This window comes from Candidatus Binataceae bacterium (genome assembly GCA_035308025.1).
Lineage (GTDB): Bacteria > Desulfobacterota > Binatia > Binatales > Binataceae > JAJPHI01.
The window spans coordinates 101,415-119,551 of record DATGHL010000018.1 but is presented as its reverse complement, the minus strand read 5'-3'; the positions used below and the strand labels follow the sequence as shown (position 1 = coordinate 119,551).

Here is an 18,137-nt window from a genome sequence, read left to right as displayed (position 1 = left end):
TGGCCGCGGGGCCGAAGATGGCCGCGGTAAACAACTCGCGCAGCCGCGGCTCGACGCTTAAATTGCGCAACGAGCCTTCCTGCTCGCGCCATTTGCGCATTGGGATGACCGCCTTGGCCATCTGGCGATGGCCGCCGGCGGCGCCGATGCCGCCGAAGATCTGCTTGACCAGTTCGCCGGCATTGCCTCGTCCGAGCCCCTGATTGCGCACCGCGACGACCAGGTTCGAGCCCAGCTTGCCGGCGACGGCAACCCATTCGACGCCTTCGAACTGGAGGCAGAAATCCGCGAGTTGCACGATCAGATCGTCGCGCTCGACGGCGCCCAGATGCAGCACCACCAGTCCCTCGCGGACCTCGAAACGGCTCATCGCGCGCGACAGCAACCGCGCATAGCTCAGCGGCAATTCCGGCCGATCGATCTGCCGCAGAAGATTGTAGTTCGCCAGCGGGTAGAGGTGCGTGAAGGCCTCGATGTCGGCGTCGGTGGCGCGGCGTGAGAGCGCCAGCGTGTCGCTGCGGATGCCATAGAGCAGCGCGGTGGCCAGCCGCTCGCTGATATGTTCCTCGGCGGTGACGAGATATTCCGTCATGATGGTCGCGGTGGCGCCGTAATTGACCCGGATGTCCTCGAAGGGCGCGAGCCCGACCTGGTAATTCGGATGGTGATCGATCACGATGTCGGCGCGCGGGATGCGCTCGCCGAAGTAGGGCGGCTCGACATCCACCATCGCGATTTTGTCGAACTCGCGCAGGTGCTCGGTGACGGCCTGCGCGATCTCGATCTCGAGCAGATGAGTCATCGTGCGATTTTCCGGGCGCGTGACTGGTGTGAAGGCGAAGATGGGCGTCGTCTGCTTGTTGCGCCCGAGCATCGCGCGCAGCGCGATCGCGCTGGACATCGCGTCGGGATCGGGATCGTCCTGCAGCACGATCGCGATGCGATCGTCCTCGGCGACTAGCCGCCGCAGGTCGCGGATTTTCTGACGGGTTAGCGTTTGATCCATAAAGTCGGCGCGGAGTTCGGATTTCGCGACACAGCGCTAAGCGAAGCGCCAGCTAACAACATCAGGGTGGTGTCTGAAAGGGCGCTCGAATCGTCGCGCCAGCAGGTCTGCATCGCAAGTCTTGGATTAACACAGCAGTGAAGTGCCGCGCAAATCCTGTAAGATGACACCTGACGTAACTCACGACACGCTGCAACGCGATGCCGGAATATCGATGTGAAATATGCCGCAGGCTGGCGGACGAGTGGCTGCTCAAGCTGACGATCGAGGATCGCGGCGGCTTCGCGCAGGAGGCGCTGATCTGCGCCAACTGCGGCGTCAAGCTGCGGCTGGCCTCGGAGAAGCAGCGCGATCTCCAGATCGATCCGTGGGTGCATGAGGCGGCGGCGCGCGTCCTGCGCGGGCGCGAATAGAGAATAGAAAGGATCACGCGGAAACCCCATGGCATCAGCTCCTGAACCGCAGTCGCCGCTCGACCTCTGGCCCTATGAGGAGGCGCGCCGGCTCGCCGAGCGGGTGCGCGACTATCCGCGTGAGCGGCCGGTGGTCTTCCAGAGCGGCTTCGGCCCTTCCGGCCTGCCGCATCTCGGCACGATGACCGAGGTGTTGCGGCCCTCCTACGTGCGTCACGCTTTCAAAACGCTCGGCGACGAGCATCCTCACAAGCTAATTGTCTTCATCGACGATATGGACGGGCTGCGCAAGGTTCCCGAGAGCATCCCGAATCGCGAAACGACTCAGGAGTATCTCGGTCATCCGGTTTCACGAATTCCGGACCCGTTCGGCGACTGTCACGACAGCTTTGCCGGCCACATGATCGGGCTGCTCGGCGATTTCCTCGCGCCGGTCGAGGTCGAGTACGAGCTGATGCGCTCGAGCGCGATGTACGCGAGCGGCGCCTTCGACGAGGCCCTGCGACTGGTGCTGGCGAAGCACAAGGAGATCGTGGCGCTGATCACGCCGACCCTGCGGGAAGAGAATCGCGCCGGCTGGTCGCCGATCATGCCGCGCTGCCCCGCCTGCGGGCAGATCAACTCGACGCTGGTGATGGCCTATTTTCCCGATCAGGATGCGGTCGAGTTTTCATGCGAGCGCAGTTTCGGCGGCGCTCGAGGCTGCGGTTTTCGCGGCCAACAGACTATTCTCGGCGGCGCCTGCAAGGTGCAGTGGAAGGTCGATTGGGCCTTGCGCTGGCACGTACTCAAAGTCGATTACGAGCTGTACGGCAAGGATCTGATCGATTCGGCGCGGCTCTCCGCGCAGATTCTCAAGCTGCTTGGCGGCCGCGCGCCGTTGGGCTTTCCCTTCGAGATGTACCTCGACGAAGAGGGTCACAAGGTCTCGAAGTCCGTCGGACGCGGGGTCGGGGTCGAGCAGTGGCGGCGCTATGCGCCGATCGAAGTGCTCAAGTATTTTCTGATTTTGAATCCGCGCCGCGCACGCAAATTATTTCTGGAAGCGATACCGCAATATGTGGACGAATACCTCGAGGCGCTGCGCGGGTGGGCCGCGATGGATGCTGCGGCGCGCCTGAATTCGCCACTGCAATTCGTGCTGCAAGGCGACAGTGCGCGACGCTTCGACAGCGCAATCAGCTTCGGGCTCGTTATGAATCTCGTGCCGGCGATCGGCAGCGACGATCGTGAGTTGTTGTGGCGCTACCTCACGACCTACGACCCGCAAATCGGCGCTGATCCTGAGACCGCGTCGCTGGCGCGCACACTGATGGAATGCGCGATCAACTTCTATCGCGATTTCGTCGAGCCCGAAAAAAAGCTCTCCGCACCGAGCGCAGTTGGACGCGAGCAGTTGCGCGCATTCGCCGATTGGCTCGGCAGCAATGGCGACGCGACCGCCGAGGAGATCGAAAAATCGATCTACGATCTCGGGCGCGCCCACTACGACAGGCCTGGAAAGATCTTCCCGGTGATCTATCGCGCGCTGCTCGGCCAGGAGCGCGGCCCGCGCCTCGGCGCCTTCATCCGGCTCGCAACACCCGAGAAGATCGCCGCGGCGCTAAATAATGCCACGAAGCTAATCAGCGAGTAGAGTTTCAGCTGCTTCTCCTTATGTACCAGAATTTGGTAGATACAGATTCGGAGCAAGCATACGTTATGAGCAAGAATACGTCATTCAGCCTTGGCGAGCATTTCAATAGCTTCGTCGAGACGCAGGTGGCGCAAGGCCGCTACAACAGTGCAAGTGAGGTTGTGCGCGCGGGCTTGCGACTACTCGAAGAGCAAGAAGCCAAATTGGCCGCACTGCGGGCCGCCCTGATAGAGGGCGAACAAAGCGGAGCGTCGACACCCTTCGATTTCGAGGCATTCATCGCGCGTAAGCGGGTCGCCCAGCCACGCGAGGTATGACGGGTCGCTACATCCTTTCGCCGCGTGCGCAGCGCGATATTGATGAAATCTGGGACTATACGGCGAAGCGTTGGGGCGTCGACCAAGCCGAAATTTATACCCGTCAGCTCGGGCATGACGTCGAGGCGGTAGCGGCGCAGCCGGCGATCGGCCGGGCATGTCCCGAATTGCGGACCGGCTACTATAGATTTCCTTCCGGCGGTCACGTTCTGTTCTACCGCCGTATTGAGGGCGGCATTGAGATCGTTCGTGTTCTGCATGCACGTATGGATTTCGCCCAGCACATTTAGAAGCGAAACCAGCGCGTCGACCCGGTCGCCGTCCAGATCCGTTTGAAGGGCGACTACAATCACCACATCTCAACTTTAATTCGGACCGCGGCTAGCCGAGCGGGTTGCCGCCGAAGAGTATCGGATGGAGCCGCATCACTGCGAAGGCGGAGACGGTTCCGATCACGAGCGCGGCCCACGGCATATCGGTACGTGTCCAGCGCTGGCGGCCGCTGACTAACGCGGCGAAGGGAAAAAACGACGTCGCAGCGACGAATTCGCGATAGGGCTCGCCGAGCTCGACGAGTTTGCGTCGATCCTGATGCCATCCGCCGAGAATCCCGAGCGCGGCAAGACTGCCGAAAAAACAGATATCGCCGGCCCAGCCGTTCATCAGCAGATGGGCTAAGGCCCAAAGCACGATCGCCACAAAGAAGCCGTGCCGGGTGATCTTGAGCATTCCGTGCACGCCCCGATTCGCGGGCGCGCCGATCGAGCCTGGATTGGGGTTTATGAGGCCGCCGACCAGAATGATGAAGGCGATCAGCATCATCAGCCAGGTCAGCCATCGGAGCAGCGGGATGCCGCGCAGATACCAGAGCATCAGACCGGCGTGCTTATGATGAGCGAACGTAACTATCAGGGGGACCAAAGTCGCGAAGGCGACGAGCGAGTAGAGGCCGCGATAGGGTTGCGCCCCGATTCTGGCGATCAACGCCGGCCGCACCGCGTCGGAAGAGATAACCAGATGGCTGCCGAGGAATAGCGCGCCCCACATTGCGATTTTCAACGTCGGGTCCATGGCGGCTCCGTTAGACGCCGAATTCACAAAAGCGCCAGTTCAGGGTTATACACGGCAGATGGCGAATTCTCCAATTGACCGCTTACCGCCGCCCTTCGAGGAGATCATCCGGCGTCACGAGGGTGAAATTCTGCGCTTCATTCTGCGCTCGACGCGGGATCGCGAGGATGCGCTCGACCTCTTCCAGGAGACCTGGCTGCGCGCCTATCGCGCCTATGCGCGAATCGACGGCGCCGACGGCATCCGGCCCTGGTTGTTCCGGATCGCGACGAATCTCTGTCTGAATCGCGTGCGCGATCGCGCGCGCCATAATGGCGTGGTCTTTGACGGCGAGCTGGCCGAGGCGCACGATCGCGGCGCTCCGCATGGCGCGCGCGATACGCTGATCGATCTGAAGGCGCTGATCGCGCGGCTGCCGCAGAAGCAGCGCGCCGCCGTGATGATGCGCAAGTTTGGAGGCCTCGAATATCAGGAGATCGCGACGGCCTTGGGATGCAGCCTCGAGGCGGCGCGGGCGGACGTCTATCAGGCGATGAAGAAAATCGGGGCAATGGAGTGAAGCTGATGGCGAGTGACGAAAAATATGATGGACTGATTGACCAGGATATTGATCAGGACGACGAGTTGAATCAGGCCGCGCTGCGAGAATTATTGCGCGTTGCGCACAAGCGGCTGGATCCGGTATTGCGGCGGCTACAGCGGCCGCGCGCGGGCGTCGGTGTCGCGACGACACCGCTGGGGCGGCTGCTGGTCGCGCAGAGCGCGCGCGGCCTGATGGCGCTAAGATTCCCGGAGGAAGACGAGGGAGCGGGCTTTCTGAGCGCTTTGCGGCGGCATTTCGATGTCGTCGAAGACGGTGCGCTGGCCGCTGAAGTCAGCGACGAAATAGTCCGCTTGTTGCACGGCGACGCGAGCGCGATCGCACATCGTCCGGTCGATCTGAGCCTGGTGGCGAGCGATTTTCAGCGTCGCGCGCTCTCGCGTTTGCGGAAGGTTCCGGCGGGCGCAGTCACCACCTATCAGGCGTTGGCCGGCGCGGCCGGCTCGCCTGCGGCTCAACGCGCGATCGGCAACACGGTCGCAGTCAATCCGATCGCAATTTACGTCCCATGTCATCGCGTGATCCGATCGGATGGCTCGATCGGCAACTACGGGGGCGGGGTCGAGCGCAAGCTCGCTTTGTTGCGCGCCGAGGGCTTCGCCGCCGATCGCACTCGGCGGATACCGGCAGAGGCGGTCTATGGCCATCTAGGTACGCGGATTTTCTGCCGGCCCAGTTGTTCCGCGGCGAAACGGGCACGCCGCGATCGTATGTTTATCTTTGCGGCGCCGGACCGCGCCGCCGCCGCCGGCATGCGGGCGTGTAAACTCTGTCGTCCGTCGTAGGAAGAGACTGGCCCGCGGCAGGCTTCAATCTTCCCCTCTCCTACCTCGGAGAGGGGAAGTTGACAGATGGATTATTCGGTCTCCTGCTGTTGCTTCATCTGCTCGATCTGTTGGCGCTGATTCTCGATCTCCTGCTGTTGCTGCTGCAACTGGCCGTTAGTCTGCGAATTGGCGTTCTCCTGATTCTGCATCGAGTTGCCAACCGCGTAGCCGCCGACGCCGCCGGCGCCCGCGCCGATCAATGCGCCCAGCGCCGGATGGCCGGTCGCCGCGCCAATCGCCGCTCCTGCACCACCTCCGAGCAGCGCGCCGATGCCGGTCCCCTCCTCACGTGTGCTAAGGGGTTGGCTTCCCGCGCATCCCGCCACGAACATCGCCGCGGCCAGCGCGACTCCCGCAGTTGCCATCCAACGCTTGCGCATAAATTTTTCTCCGTTACCTGCTCTTACGTGAAACGAACCATCGAGTCATTTCGTTTACAGCGAGTCGCGTTACGCCAGACATTTTCAACGATAGCAGTGTTCATACCGTCAGGAATGCCCGCTTGAGAGAGAAATAGAGTCTGATCGCACGACAGTCAATACCGATTTCGTGCGGGCGGCGACCAAAGCGCAAAGGCGATCCTGACAGCGCCGTAAGCATCTTTTCATCGCTCAGAGCACGCCGCTCCGATGTCGCGGCTTCAGCACAATCGAACGGCAAGGGATTGAACTCTTCGGGTGCTAATTCTTTGACGGCGGTTACCAGCCGATCGCTTGAGCGGCCATCACGACCGCGAGTTGCCCGCGCGGGTCCGCGCCGCCGCAGAGCAGCCGACGAGCCGGGTCGAAGCGAATTCCGAGGACGTGTCCTTCGCACCAGGGTGGGCGCGTCTCGACCTCGTGGCCGCGCGCCGTGAGTGCCGCGCGAATTTCCGGACTGATACGATCCTCGATGCGCAACACCCCGGGCCGCGCGGCGTGCGGATAGAAGCTCGAAGCGAAGTGCGCAGTCGAAAAGCGCGGCGCCTCGATCGCTTCCTGGACGTCCATGCCGAATTCGATCAGATTGAGGAAGAATTGCAGCGTCCACTGATCTTGCTGATCTCCGCCGGGCGTGCCGAAGGCGAGAAATGGTTGGCCGTCGCGCGTCGCGAGCGACGGTGTTAGGGTCGTGCGCGGTCGCTTGCCAGGTCGCAGCGCGTTGGCGTGCCGCTCGTCGAGGAAAAAGGTCTGCAGCCGCGTGCCGAGCGGGAAGCCGAGCGTATCGATGACCGGTGAGCTGGGAATCCATCCGCCGCTGGCGGTGCAGGCGACCATATTGCCGGCGCCGTCGGCGGCGGTGACATGGATCGTCCCCGGTCCCCAAGAACGCGGTGTGATCGACGTGCCGGTTGCCAGCGCGCGCATCGCGAGCGGATCACCGGGGCGATGGTCCATCGCGGCGCGCGCCGGATCGATCAAGGCCCGGCGCATCGCGCTATAGCGCTCCCCGAGCAACTCCGCGAGCGGCACCGCGGTGAACTCCGGATCGCCGTAATAAAGCTCGCGATCGGCGAAGGCGAGCTTGGCCGCTTCGACCATCGTATGGATGTAGTCGGTCGAGTTATGGCCCATCGCGCGCAGGTCGAAACCTTCAAGGAGACGCAGTTGCTGCAGGAAGACCGGGCCCTGCGACCACGGCTGGCACTTGTGCACGGTGACGCCGCGATAGTCGGCGCTGACGGCATTTTCGAGTCTGGTCGTGAAGTTGGCCAGATCGCTTGACGCCAGCAGCCCGCCATTGGCGTCGGACCAACGGACGATCTCGTCGGCGATGTCGCCGCGATAGAAACGATCGCGCGCCGCACCGATCGCGGTCTCGCGGCCGCGGTTACGGGCTGCGCTCTCGGCATCGATCAGGCGGCGGAAAAAATTGCCGAGTGCCGGATTTTTGACGATATCGCCAGGATGAGGCACCTCGCCGTTCGGCAGATAGAGCGCAGCACTGGTTGGCCATTTGTCAAGAAACTTTTGCCGGTTGCTCAGAATCGACGCCATCCCGATCAGCCCGGAAAGGTCCTCAGGCGTCTCGCCATGGCCGCTCAAGCCGGGATGCATCGGCATCCCGTCTTCGCAGAGTTTGAGGCTGGGTTCGAGCACCTCGGCGAGGGTCTTGGTGCCGAAATGTGAGAGCGCGGTCGCGAGCGCGTCAAATGCCGCAGGTACCCCGGCTGCGAGCAGGCCCTCGCCCGGCACCAGATCCAAACCGCGCGCGCGATAGAGCGGGATCGTCGCTCGCGCCGGGGCGGTCATATTGCCGTTGACGGCGACCACGCGACGCTCAGATGCCAAATAAATGAGCATCGGCACCTCGCCGCCGATCGTATGCATATGCGGGTTGACGATGCCTTCAACGAACGTAGCTGCGACCGCGGCGTCAATCGCGTTGCCGCCGCGGGCAAAGATTCGCGCGCCCGCGGAGGCCGAGAGAAAGTGTTCGGTCGCGACCATCGCCTCGCGTCCCATCACCATCGGATACAGGGTCGTCATAGAGATTCCTTAGCAGCGCCAACACGGCTTTGTAGCTGGTGCGCCCCAATTAATGCACATCCGCAACAAGGTTGACCATTCCTCAACGGTCGGGCCATCGCCACGATGTCAGCTTCTGCGAGAATTAGCCGCATCGAAGTTCGGATATGGCCAGTTCGTCTAATCTTGTGGATAAGCAAAAAACAAAGGTTATCAAACGGTCCGAAGTTTGCTATCAAATTACCCAGGTGACGTGGGGAGGCCCGACCAAGTTTGCTTACGGGAAAGGTGGCATTACATGGAAGCGGTTAACCATACAGGAACGATCGGACAGGGAATTATCGGACGGCGCTGCCATTTGCTGCGGCCGGTTCGTGATCAGGAAGGACGGACGCGTTTCGACGAGAAGCCGTTAATACTGCGCGAGGTTAACAACCTGGATCGCAGAATGTTTCTGGTGCAATTCGAGAATGGCAGCACCACATTCTTATTCCCTGATGAAGTTAACATCGAATAACTGCTAGCTTTGCCGCTAACCCAGCCTTGCGCGCGTTAGTGCACAACGGCTTGGGTATGGTGGAGCGCGGCGATCGTCTTGGCGTCAACAATCTCGCCCCGACGCACCATCGCGAGCGCCTCGTCGAGATGAACTCTTTCCACCCGAATGATCTCGTCGGACTCCAGGCGGGAATCATGCTGAGTAAGTTCGCGCGCCAGAAAGAGCTCGATCCGCTCGTTGCAGAAGCTCGGAATCGTGACGATACCGCCAAGATGTTGCCAGCGAGCGGCGACTAAGCCGGTCTCTTCGCGCAGTTCGCGGATTGCGCATTCGAGCGGTGTTTCGGCACCGTCGCGGCATCCGGCCGGAATCTCGCGATGCCATCCGCCCACGGCGTGGCGATACTGCGTGAGCAAAGCGATTGTGCCGTCGCGGTCGAGCGCTACGATCGCGCTGGCGCCCGGATGGCGAATGACCGGGAGTTCGAGCGTCCGTCCGTTGGGGAGCGCGACCTCTTCGATACCGATATCGACGACACCTATTTTCAAGATCGGGCGGCGATTGGACTCCATCGTCTGAGGATGCGGTCCTGTTGCGCGCCGCGCAAGCTACGGCAATCGCGCTGCTTTGGGTCGATTCCGCCACTGGGTTCACGAGGAGCCGCGAGTGGGCTATCATGCATCGAGTGGCGTCGCTGGTATGAACGAAAAGAGCAGTCGGCTGATGAAGCTTGCGGACGAGTTGGTTGAAGCGGCCGGTCGGCTGGGTTTGGAGGTGCGGCGCGAAAAGATTCTCCGCGAGATCGGCTACCGTGCTCGCGGCGGCGCGTGCCGGCTGCGCGCGCGAGAGCTGATTATCCTCGATCGCGAGATGGCGCCCGCCGATCAGATCGAAGTTATTGCCGAAGCCCTCCGTCAGCGCGATCACGAACAGCTCTACCTGTCACCGGCCGCCCGCCGACTGTTGCAAGCGGGGTCTGCCGCTTAAGCGATTTTCATCATGGCGCGCGCGGAAGCCAGCGTCGCACACGAACCCGCCGTAACGTCGCAGGTCAGCCGGAGCCGGTCCGAGCAACGAATGCAGCTGCTCCATGAACGGCTGCGTGATCGCGGGCTCAAATCGACGGCGCCGCGCGACGACATCGCGCGTGTCTTCTTCGCGCTGCGGCGTCACGTCAGCGCCGAGGAACTCTATGCCGAGGTCAAGAAGGTCAACCCGCACGTCGGTTACGCAACCATCTATCGAACCCTGAAGCTGCTGAAGGAGTGCGGCCTGCTGTCGGAGCGCCATTTCGACGAAGGGCAGGCGCGCTATGAGGTCGCCGGCGGACATCATCACGACCACTTCATCTGCGAGAGCTGCGGCAAGATCATCGAGTTCGAGGACGACGCCATCGAGCGGTTGCAGGAGAGCGTCGCGGGCAAGCTCGGCGTCACGCTAATCCGCCATAAGCTCGAGCTCTACGGCCACTGCGCCGATTGTCTCGCCAAGGGGCGCGTCGCCCCGGGTTAGAGGATCTCTTCGCGGAGGACCGCGCAGGCGTCGATTTCAAGTTCGAGCCCGGTGACGGGCGGGCGCGCGAAATGCCAGGTGATTCCGCGTCGCGCCGCTTCGCCGATCGTGGGCAAGATCAGCGAAGCCATCAGCGGATGCAGATCGTGGACCCCGTAGAGATTCACACTGGTCGCCTGACTCCAGGTGAGTTGAAGCTCATCGAGGTGACGGCCGAGCACTTCGAGAATGCAAGCGGTTTTCTGGCGCAAGCCGTCGACCGAGGTATCACCGTGAGCAACCACTTTGATGCCGCCGTCGCGTGACGCGATCTCGGGGACGCCCGACAGCACCCAGGTTGGGGGTGCATAGTGGCTCGGGACGGTGTAGAAAAAACTCGCCATCGCCGGCTCCGCTATCGGATTCACTTCGAAGGCGACGTTGGTGCGCGCGACCGGGTTGGCGCCCTCGACCTCGAGGCTCCAACGGCGCAGTCGTTCGATATATGGGCGATTGAACTCCTCGAAACCTTCACGCGAGAAGGGACGCGGAACCCGCAACTGGATTCCGCAGAGCGCCGCGAGGGGACGATTCAGCGTTTGCAGATGGCGCTCGATACGAGCGTAGGCCTCGGTGAGCGGCGCGAGGGGCCGGAAGTTCGCGTGGACGATCGCGAAGCCGGGTCGCGCACAGACCGCCGCCGAGAATGATCCGATGCCGCGAATGAAGGTGTAATTGCCCGCAGGGGTTTCGATCAACATGCGTTTCCTCCGGTCCGCTCCAGCAGCTTCAATGGATGTTTGCACCCCGCCGAAGCTAGTCAAGAGCGATGGGTTCAGCCTATTGTGAGAACGACGCAGGGAGGTCGCTTGATGCCGGCAACCATAATCGATCAGGGCAAACCCTTTAGTGCAGCGAGCGCCATCGCTGAGGGGGAACAGTTATGGCTGACGCCGCGGGATTTGGCCGGAGCGACCGGATGGGAACTCAAGCCGCAAGGGTTTTGCCGCGGCGAGGTCTGCGTCCCGATTCCGCCGGCGCGAGCCCGGGAATTTGTGCGCGCCGGCGATCGCGTCAATCTTGCGGCGCTGGCCGATGTGCTCGGACGGCCGCTGGTGCATGACGAGCCGCCCGCCGTCTGGCTGCTCGGCGAAGCTGTCGAAACGATGAACGCGCAGCGTTTTGCGGCGGCCGCGCCCGACTTTACGCTGCCTGATCTCGACGGCAAGCAGCATTCACTCTCAGACTATCGCGGTAAGAAGGTCTTGCTGATGTCGTGGGCCTCGTGGTGAGGATGCCGCTTTGATCTGCCAGTCTGGCAGACCGTACAGGAAGAGCTGAAGGATAGCAATTTCACGATCGTATCGGTCGCCTTCGATTCTGGCGGCAAGGCTGCGGTTGCAAACTGGATCAGGCCGGCGACGCCGATCGAAATTCCGCCGCCGCTGCAGGACGTGATGGGCTGGAGCGCCGATCAGTGCGCACGCGCGGCCACGCCAACTTATCCGTGCCTGATCGACGAGCGTCACGTGGTAGCTGAACTCTACAATATGCCCAACGTTCCGATGGCAGTGTGGATCGATGAGCAAGGCCAAATCGTGAGGCCGGCCGAAGCGGCCGGGGCGAGTGACGGCTTTCGCACGATGGATCGCACGACCTTCGCGATGGCGCCTGCGGTCGCTGCCAAAGGCAAGGCCGCGCGCCAGACCTATATCGACGCGATCCGCGACTGGGTCGCCAAGGGCGCGGCCAGCAGTTACGTGCTGCCGCCCGCGGAAAGGCGTCGGCGGGTGCAGGGAGCCTCGGCGACTGAAGCGCTCGCGATGGCGAATTTCCATCTCGGCCAATATCTGCTCGAGCAGGGCCATCGCCTCGATTCCCAGAAATATTTCGATAAGGCGAAAGCGCTCTGCCCTGAGCGGTGGCATCTAGTGCGGCAAGCGATGGAGCTGATCGCGGTGGGCAATGCGTCCAGCCCCGAGTTCTTCGCGCACGTCGATGCACTTGGCGAGCGGCCCTATTATCCGCCGGTGGAGTACGGTCCCGAACAGAAATAGGTTAGATCGGCGACATCCACCGCAATCGAATTAGTGTGCGCCGCCACCGACGCTCAGTTCATCGAGCAGGGCTTTGGCGTCCTTCAGATCCGCCGTGTCGAAGCCCTCGGTGAACCAGTTGTAGATCTCAGCGAGCATTCCGCGGGCTTCGCCGCGACGATCGGTATCGCGGAGCAATCGCGCCAGACTTGTAATGGCGCGCAGCTCTAACGATTTAGCCTCCATCCCACGCGCCAGGCCGATCGCCTCCCGGAAATCCTGCTCGGCGAACTCGAATCGTGCTTTGCTAGAATCGCTTCTGACGCGCAAATCGCCGCGCAGCCGGAAGACCTCTGGGCGGTAGAACAGCTCTTCCGGATTTGTCTGGAGGGCCTGCTCAACGGTGACGAGAGCTTCGTCAACCGCGCCTGCAAAGGCCTGCGTTTCGCCCAAACTGACTAGCCACGAAGCCCTAAACGCATAAAACCTCATATGGTCAAGTTCCCCAAGCCCTTCTTGAATCTGGGCCGCGGCGTTTCTCGTATCGCCCATTTGGGCACGCGCCCGAGCGCTGCGCATTTTGCCCATCGCTTCGATGAACGGGAACCCGGATCCGGATGCGGTTGCGATTTGCACTGCTGCTTCGCCAGCCTCGAGCGAGCGCCGATAATCGCCTCGCAGTTCATAAACCCAGCTGCCAACGGAAAGAGCAAAAGCGGTAGCGAAATGATTGTTTTGTCGGCGCGCGATTGAGATTGACTCGTCGACGTAGCGGGCGGCCCGATCGGGGTAACCAAGGAACCATTCATTCTGCCCGGCAAAAATATGCGAGTTTACCCACGGATCATCCGGTTTGCCGCGCGATTCCTCCTCGCGGTAGCGCTCCATAAACTGTAGTAAGTGTTCGCGGGCCCCCACCAGATCGCCGAGCCACTGACGCGGCAGCGCCTGCGCATAGTGCGCGGCGACGAGGGCCAGCACGCTATCGCTGGAATGGGCGATCTCGAGCATCTGGTCGGCAAGAGCCAGCGCTGCACGATGCTCGCCTCGGGTAGCCAGCGCTCGATACAGCCCGGTGAATAGTTCAAGCGACGCGCCGCCGCCGCGCTCGGCCAAGATCCGGGCGCGGGCATAGGCTTGGGCCGTCTCAGCAGCCGGCCATCCTCGGGTTGTTCCCATCATTTCGCCCAGAGCCACTTGTAGGGTCAGTTCGCGAGCATCGCGCTCGGACGATTCGGGTAGTGTCAGCAGCGCGCCGATCGCTTCGCGATAATGCTGTTCAGCCTCGCGATAAGCGCGGCGCTCGACCGCGCGCTCACCCGCACGCTGCCATTCGGCGATTGCAGGCTCAGTCTCGCCAGCCTCCCTCCAATGGCGCGCCAACACTTCGGGGTGCGACTCCTTGAGGGCGGGGAATTGCTCATCGATGGTGCGGGCGACGATCAGATGCAGTTCCTTGCGGCGGGTTTTGAGCAGCGCCTCGTAGGCGGCGTCGCGGATCAAAGCGTGCTTGAATTGGTAAGTCGCTTCCGGCGCGATGCCTCGCACGTACAGCAGTTCGGCGTCGGTCAGACTACGCAGCGCGCGCTGCAGTTCCGCTTCCGCGATCGGATGGACCGCATGGAGCAATTCGTAGGAGAAGTCGCTGCCGATTACCGCGCCAACCTGGATGACTTCTTTGGCCGGGCCCAGCCGATCGAGCCGCGCCATCAGCGAATCATGCAGCGTCGCCGGGATCGCGCCGCCCGCTAGCTTCGGATCGCCGCTTTCGAGCACCGCCCGCGTCAACTCCTCGACGAACAGCGGGACGCCGCCGGTGCGCTCGATCACGGTCGTGATCGTTTCATCGGACAAAGCCTTGGCGGCAGCCACCCGCGCGATCATCGCGCGGATGTCGCGCGCGTTCATCCGATTCAGCATGATCTGCGTGTGATGGGCGCGTTGCGGCCATTGCGCCCGAAACTCCGGACGGGCGGTGTAGAGGAGCAGCAGCCGCACCGATGCGCCCTGCTCGACGAGCAACTGGATCAGCTCCAGCGTCGAGGGGTCCGCCCAATGCAGGTCCTCGGTCGCAATCACGAGCGGCTGTGTGCGCGCGGAACCGAGTACCCATTCGACTAAGGTCGCCAGTAAGCGGCGGCGCTGTTGCTCGGGCGATAATGCTGATGGCGGGTACTCCGGCGGCAGCGAGAGATTCAGCAGCGGCGCGATCAGCGGAATCGCCTCAGCAGCTTTGATTCCGGCCGCCGTCAGCCTGCCTTCGAGTTGCGCGATCTGGTCTGGAGCATCGCCGATTAATCGCCGCAGCATTTCAGTGATCGTATAAAAAGGGGTGTTCTGGAAAAAGGCGCCGGCGCCAGAGTCGATCCAGGTGTGCGGCGTCTCGGCGATTTGCCCGTGAAAGCGCTGCACGAGGCGTGATTTGCCGATGCCCGCCTCGCCGATAATCGTGACGACCTGCCCTTCGCCCTCCAGGACCCGCTCCCAGCGACTCATCAGCGAGTGTAATTCGTCTTCGCGCCCCACGAACGACGTCAGCCCACCCGCCGCGGTTGCCGCTTCAAACCGGCCACGCGCGCCGCTCGGCCGGATCACGCGATAAAGCCGGACCGGCTGCGCGACCCCCTTGAGCGTATGTGCTCCGCGATCCTCGACGATGAAGAGTCCCGCGACCAGCCGCTGCGTGGCCTCCGAGATCATCACCGAACCGGGCTCGGCCGCGGCCTGCACGCGCGCTGCGATATTGGCCGCGTCGCCGAACGCATCGACGGCGTTGCCGGTACCCGTCCCGACCACCACGCGCCCCGAATCGATCCCGATTCGCACCGCCAACTTCGTATGCGCAGGCTGTTCGTTGAGCTGCGCGATCGCGTCGAGGATCGCGAGCGCGGCGCGCGCCGCGCGCTCGGCGTCATTGTCGTGGGCGACCGGGTAGCCGAAGAAGGCCATGATCCCGTCGCCGACATAGCGCACGACCTCGCCCCCGAAGCGCGTGATCGCCTCGGCGGCCGCGCGCTGATAGCCCGCCACCGTCGCGCGCCACTCCTCGGGATCGAGCCGTGCCGTTAGCGTGACCGAACCCACCAGATCGCAGAACAGAATCGTCAGGTGACGCCGCTCACCGGCTACCTCGGGCGCTGGAACCCTTGGTGCTTCGGCGGCAGAAGCGCGATCTGGCGCATTGAGCGATGTCCCGCACTCATCGCAGAACTTCGCGCCCGGCGAGTTATCCGCGCCACACTGGCGGCACTTCGCCGAGAACGGCGTCGCGCATTCGCTGCAAAATTTCGCACCGTCGCGATTATCATTGCCGCATTTAGGACAGCGCATAGCGCATACCCCGTTTCGCTCAGCTCGACAATTCGTCGGGCGGTTCTTGGCGGTCAGACTCGCATCAAAGGCGAACGCTTTGCAAAGGTCACGCGCAATAGTGACCGAATGAGAGTGGGTTGTGCGGGAGCGGCGGTTCGGTGGACAGTTTCGCGCTGACCTTAGTATGATGCGGCGTAGTTGCTGACCATTCGTCACCGGATGGATCAGGCTTGCGCAGACGGTACGGATTCCACCTCGGCGAAATCCGCCGATTGGGAAGGCATCGATGGAACAACAGGCACAGATGCTCAAGGGCTATCACGTCCTCGATTTCACTCATTTTGTCGCCGGACCGACCTGCACGCGGATCATGGCGGAACTCGGCGCCGACGTGATCAAAGTCGAGCGGTCGCACGAGGGCGACCACGTCCGCGGCATGGGGCTGAAGTCGGCGGATGGGATGAGCACCTATTACTTCCAGCACTCCCACAGCAAGCGCAGCCTCGCGCTCGACCTGCGCAAGCCGCGAGCGAAGGAATTGCTGCTCAAGCTGATCCCGAAGATCGACGTGGTGGTGGAGAATTTCGCGCCGGGCGTGATTGCGGACATGGGCTTCGGCTACGAGGCGTTGAGCAAGCTCAATCCGAAGCTCGTGATGTGCTCGATCTCGGCGGCGGGACAGAGCGGTCCGCTGCGTGATCGGCCCGGCTACGATTTTATCGGCGCAGCCTTCGCGGGCGTGACCGGACTGCTCGGCGAGGCTGACCGGCCGCCGATCGTGCCGACGATGGCAATCGGTGACGTCTCGACCGGAGTCGCCGCGGCAATGGCGGTGGGCTACGCGCTGCTGAACGCCGAGCGCACCGGCAAGGGCCAGTACCTCGACGCCTCGCTCACCGACACCTACTTCCATATGCACGAGCTCTCGGTGCCGGTGGTCTCGATTCGGAAGGAGAAGTTCTCGCCCCATCGCAACGGCTCGCAGCATCCGTACGGCAGTCCGTCGGGAGTCTTCGCATGCCCCGGCGGATTCATCATGTTGCTGGTGCAGGATCATGAGTTTTCGCGGTTGGCGCGCGCGATGGGCCGGCCGGAACTGGCGACCGACGAGCGCTTCAAGAACAATGGACGGCGCGTTCGCAACAACGCGGCGCTGAAGGAGATGATCGAAGGCTGGTTCGCGACGTTTCCCGATCGCGACAGCGTGGTGGCGGAGTTGGACAAGTTCCGCGTGCCATGCGGCCCGGTGCTCTCGCTGGAAGAGGCGATGGCGCATCCGCACTTGCGCGAGCGCGAGACCGTGCGGCGGGTCAACGATCCGGTGCTCGGTAATTTCGACATCCCGGGCTTTCCGGTCAAGTTTTCGAACTGGCCGGAGCGCACGAAGCTGAAGGCCTCGCGCCTGGGCGAGGATAATGAGGCGGTGCTCCGCGAGATGATCGGAATCTCGGATGCCGAACTCGCGGCGCTCTATGCCGAAGAGGTGTTGCTCAAGCGGCCGTCGGCGGCGCCTGGGGCCAAGGTAGAGTGAGGAAGAAAATAGAGTCAGGAAGAATCCGAAGAAGGTTTGAGAAGCGAGGTCGTCCGCGCGGGACGGCCTCGTGTGAACGGTAGAAAAATTCGCGGAGGCGACCACAAGCGCGCTTACCGCTAAGTAAAACGGAGGAACCATAAAGAAGATGGCAGAGTGGACTGAAGAAGTCACCCAAGTGGCGGGGACGAGCCTCGAGATGGTCAAGGGCGGGACCGGCAAACCGCTCCTGGTGTTGCACGAAGAGCTGGGGCATCCGGGCTGGATGAGCTGGCATGCGGCACTGGCGAAGGAGCATACGCTGCTGATCCCGATTCAGCCGGCGCTGGGCAAATCGGCGAAGATCGATTGGATCCGCAATATCCACGAGCTTGCGTTGTTTTATACCTGGGTGCTGCGCGATCTGAATCTGGCGCCGCTCGACGCAATCGGCTTTTCCACTGGCGGCTGGACCGCGGCGGAAATGGCGGCGATCAATTCGCGTCAGTTCAACAAGCTGGTGCTGGTGGCGCCGGCGGGAATCAAGCCGCCGGAGGGCGAAATTGCCGACGTCTTTTCGGTGACGGCGCGGACCTCGCTCAACATGAGCGTGTACAATCGCGAGGTGCCAGAGTTCGCCAAGCTGTACGGCGGAGAGCGCACGCCCGAGCAGTTCGAGGCGTTCGAGGATGCGCGCACGGAAAACGCGCGGCTGACGTGGGAGCCGATCATGAATAATCCGGCGCTCGCGCATTTTCTCGAAGGCGTGAAGGGGCTGCCGGTGCAGATCGTCTGGGGCCGCGAGGACGCGATCGTGCCGGTGAGCGCGGCGGAAAGCTATCGCAAGGCGCTCAAGAATACCGACGCCAAGGTGACGATTTACGATCAATGCGGCCATCGGCCCGAGATCGAAAAGCCGGCGGAGTTCATCAAACTAGTGCGCGAATTTCTCGCCTGAAAGTAGCGTGAGC

The 18,137-nt window shown here is 62.6% G+C and carries 19 protein-coding genes; 12 read left to right on the top strand and 7 right to left on the bottom strand.

Annotation, left to right across the window (positions count from 1 at the left end; translation table 11 throughout):
* On the bottom strand, positions 1-1,006 hold a 1,006-nt coding region (locus tag VKS22_05375; protein HLW70034.1), incomplete at its 3' end, for a DHH family phosphoesterase.
* A 200-nt stretch (positions 1,007-1,206) separates the two neighbouring features.
* Between VKS22_05375 and VKS22_05370 the strand changes: the two genes are divergently transcribed.
* The 4 genes from VKS22_05370 (at position 1,207) to VKS22_05355 (ending at position 3,662) form a co-directional block, all read left to right on the top strand.
* Positions 1,207-1,419, top strand: coding sequence for a hypothetical protein (locus VKS22_05370; protein HLW70033.1), 213 nt, complete (start codon positions 1,207-1,209; stop codon positions 1,417-1,419).
* A 28-nt stretch (positions 1,420-1,447) separates the two neighbouring features.
* Positions 1,448-3,055, top strand: a complete 1,608-nt coding sequence (gene lysS / locus VKS22_05365; protein HLW70032.1) for a lysine--tRNA ligase — start codon at positions 1,448-1,450, stop codon at positions 3,053-3,055.
* A gap of 65 nt (positions 3,056-3,120) precedes the next feature.
* A complete protein-coding gene (locus tag VKS22_05360) occupies positions 3,121-3,372 on the top strand; it encodes a type II toxin-antitoxin system ParD family antitoxin (GenBank protein ID HLW70031.1) in 252 nt (83 codons plus the stop codon).
* Positions 3,369-3,662 (top strand): type II toxin-antitoxin system RelE/ParE family toxin, encoded by a 294-nt coding sequence (locus VKS22_05355; GenBank protein ID HLW70030.1) that lies wholly within the window; start codon positions 3,369-3,371, stop codon positions 3,660-3,662. Before VKS22_05360 ends, VKS22_05355 begins: the two co-directional genes overlap by 4 nt.
* A gap of 91 nt (positions 3,663-3,753) precedes the next feature.
* Here VKS22_05355 and VKS22_05350 read toward each other — a convergent pair whose 3' ends face one another.
* Positions 3,754-4,443: an NnrU family protein gene (locus tag VKS22_05350; GenBank protein HLW70029.1), complete on the bottom strand. Its 690-nt coding sequence runs from the start codon at positions 4,441-4,443 to the stop codon at positions 3,754-3,756.
* A gap of 58 nt (positions 4,444-4,501) precedes the next feature.
* Between VKS22_05350 and VKS22_05345 the strand changes: the two genes are divergently transcribed.
* The gene (locus VKS22_05345) at positions 4,502-5,002 is read left to right on the top strand and encodes an RNA polymerase sigma factor (protein ID HLW70028.1); all 501 of its coding nucleotides are present in this window, start codon (positions 4,502-4,504) and stop codon (positions 5,000-5,002) included.
* Positions 5,003-5,007: 5 nt separating this feature from the next.
* Positions 5,008-5,829 carry a methylated-DNA--[protein]-cysteine S-methyltransferase gene (locus tag VKS22_05340; protein ID HLW70027.1) on the top strand — a complete coding sequence of 274 codons (822 nt, stop codon included), beginning with the start codon at positions 5,008-5,010 and terminating at the stop codon, positions 5,827-5,829.
* A gap of 71 nt (positions 5,830-5,900) precedes the next feature.
* On the opposite strand, the gene VKS22_05335 is transcribed toward VKS22_05340, so the two are convergent.
* A complete protein-coding gene (locus VKS22_05335) occupies positions 5,901-6,251 on the bottom strand; it encodes a glycine zipper domain-containing protein (protein ID HLW70026.1) in 351 nt (116 codons plus the stop codon).
* A gap of 318 nt (positions 6,252-6,569) precedes the next feature.
* Positions 6,570-8,339, bottom strand: coding sequence for a gamma-glutamyltransferase family protein (locus tag VKS22_05330; protein ID HLW70025.1), 1,770 nt, complete (start codon positions 8,337-8,339; stop codon positions 6,570-6,572).
* Positions 8,340-8,616: 277 nt separating this feature from the next.
* Between VKS22_05330 and VKS22_05325 the strand changes: the two genes are divergently transcribed.
* Positions 8,617-8,835, top strand: a complete 219-nt coding sequence (locus VKS22_05325) for a hypothetical protein (protein ID HLW70024.1) — start codon at positions 8,617-8,619, stop codon at positions 8,833-8,835.
* Positions 8,836-8,870: 35 nt separating this feature from the next.
* Here the strand turns inward: VKS22_05325 and VKS22_05320 are convergent, their stop codons facing one another.
* Positions 8,871-9,365, bottom strand: a complete 495-nt coding sequence (locus tag VKS22_05320; GenBank protein ID HLW70023.1) for an NUDIX hydrolase — start codon at positions 9,363-9,365, stop codon at positions 8,871-8,873.
* Positions 9,366-9,540: 175 nt separating this feature from the next.
* On the opposite strand from VKS22_05320, the gene VKS22_05315 reads away from it, so the two are divergent.
* Positions 9,541-9,804: a hypothetical protein gene (locus VKS22_05315; GenBank protein HLW70022.1), complete on the top strand. Its 264-nt coding sequence runs from the start codon at positions 9,541-9,543 to the stop codon at positions 9,802-9,804.
* 90 nt (positions 9,805-9,894) lie between these two features.
* Positions 9,895-10,329, top strand: a complete 435-nt coding sequence (locus VKS22_05310) for a Fur family transcriptional regulator (protein HLW70021.1) — start codon at positions 9,895-9,897, stop codon at positions 10,327-10,329.
* Here the strand turns inward: VKS22_05310 and VKS22_05305 are convergent.
* The gene (locus VKS22_05305; protein ID HLW70020.1) at positions 10,326-11,069 is read right to left on the bottom strand and encodes a hypothetical protein; all 744 of its coding nucleotides are present in this window, start codon (positions 11,067-11,069) and stop codon (positions 10,326-10,328) included. The genes VKS22_05310 and VKS22_05305 overlap by 4 nt on opposite strands.
* 111 nt (positions 11,070-11,180) lie before the next feature.
* Here VKS22_05305 and VKS22_05300 point away from each other — a divergent pair, with 111 nt between their 5' ends.
* The gene (locus VKS22_05300; protein HLW70019.1) at positions 11,181-12,365 is read left to right on the top strand and encodes a TlpA disulfide reductase family protein; all 1,185 of its coding nucleotides are present in this window, start codon (positions 11,181-11,183) and stop codon (positions 12,363-12,365) included.
* A gap of 30 nt (positions 12,366-12,395) precedes the next feature.
* Here VKS22_05300 and VKS22_05295 read toward each other — a convergent pair whose 3' ends face one another.
* Complete coding sequence (locus tag VKS22_05295) at positions 12,396-15,674, bottom strand: AAA family ATPase (protein ID HLW70018.1); 3,279 nt, start codon at positions 15,672-15,674, stop codon at positions 12,396-12,398.
* 268 nt (positions 15,675-15,942) lie between these two features.
* Between VKS22_05295 and VKS22_05290 the strand changes: the two genes are divergently transcribed.
* Both VKS22_05290 and VKS22_05285 read left to right on the top strand, forming a co-directional pair.
* Entirely contained in the window at positions 15,943-17,187 is a 1,245-nt protein-coding gene (locus VKS22_05290; GenBank protein HLW70017.1) for a CoA transferase, read from the top strand.
* Positions 17,188-17,335: 148 nt separating this feature from the next.
* Positions 17,336-18,124: an alpha/beta hydrolase gene (locus VKS22_05285; GenBank protein ID HLW70016.1), complete on the top strand. Its 789-nt coding sequence runs from the start codon at positions 17,336-17,338 to the stop codon at positions 18,122-18,124.
* Positions 18,125-18,137 lie beyond the last annotated feature (13 nt).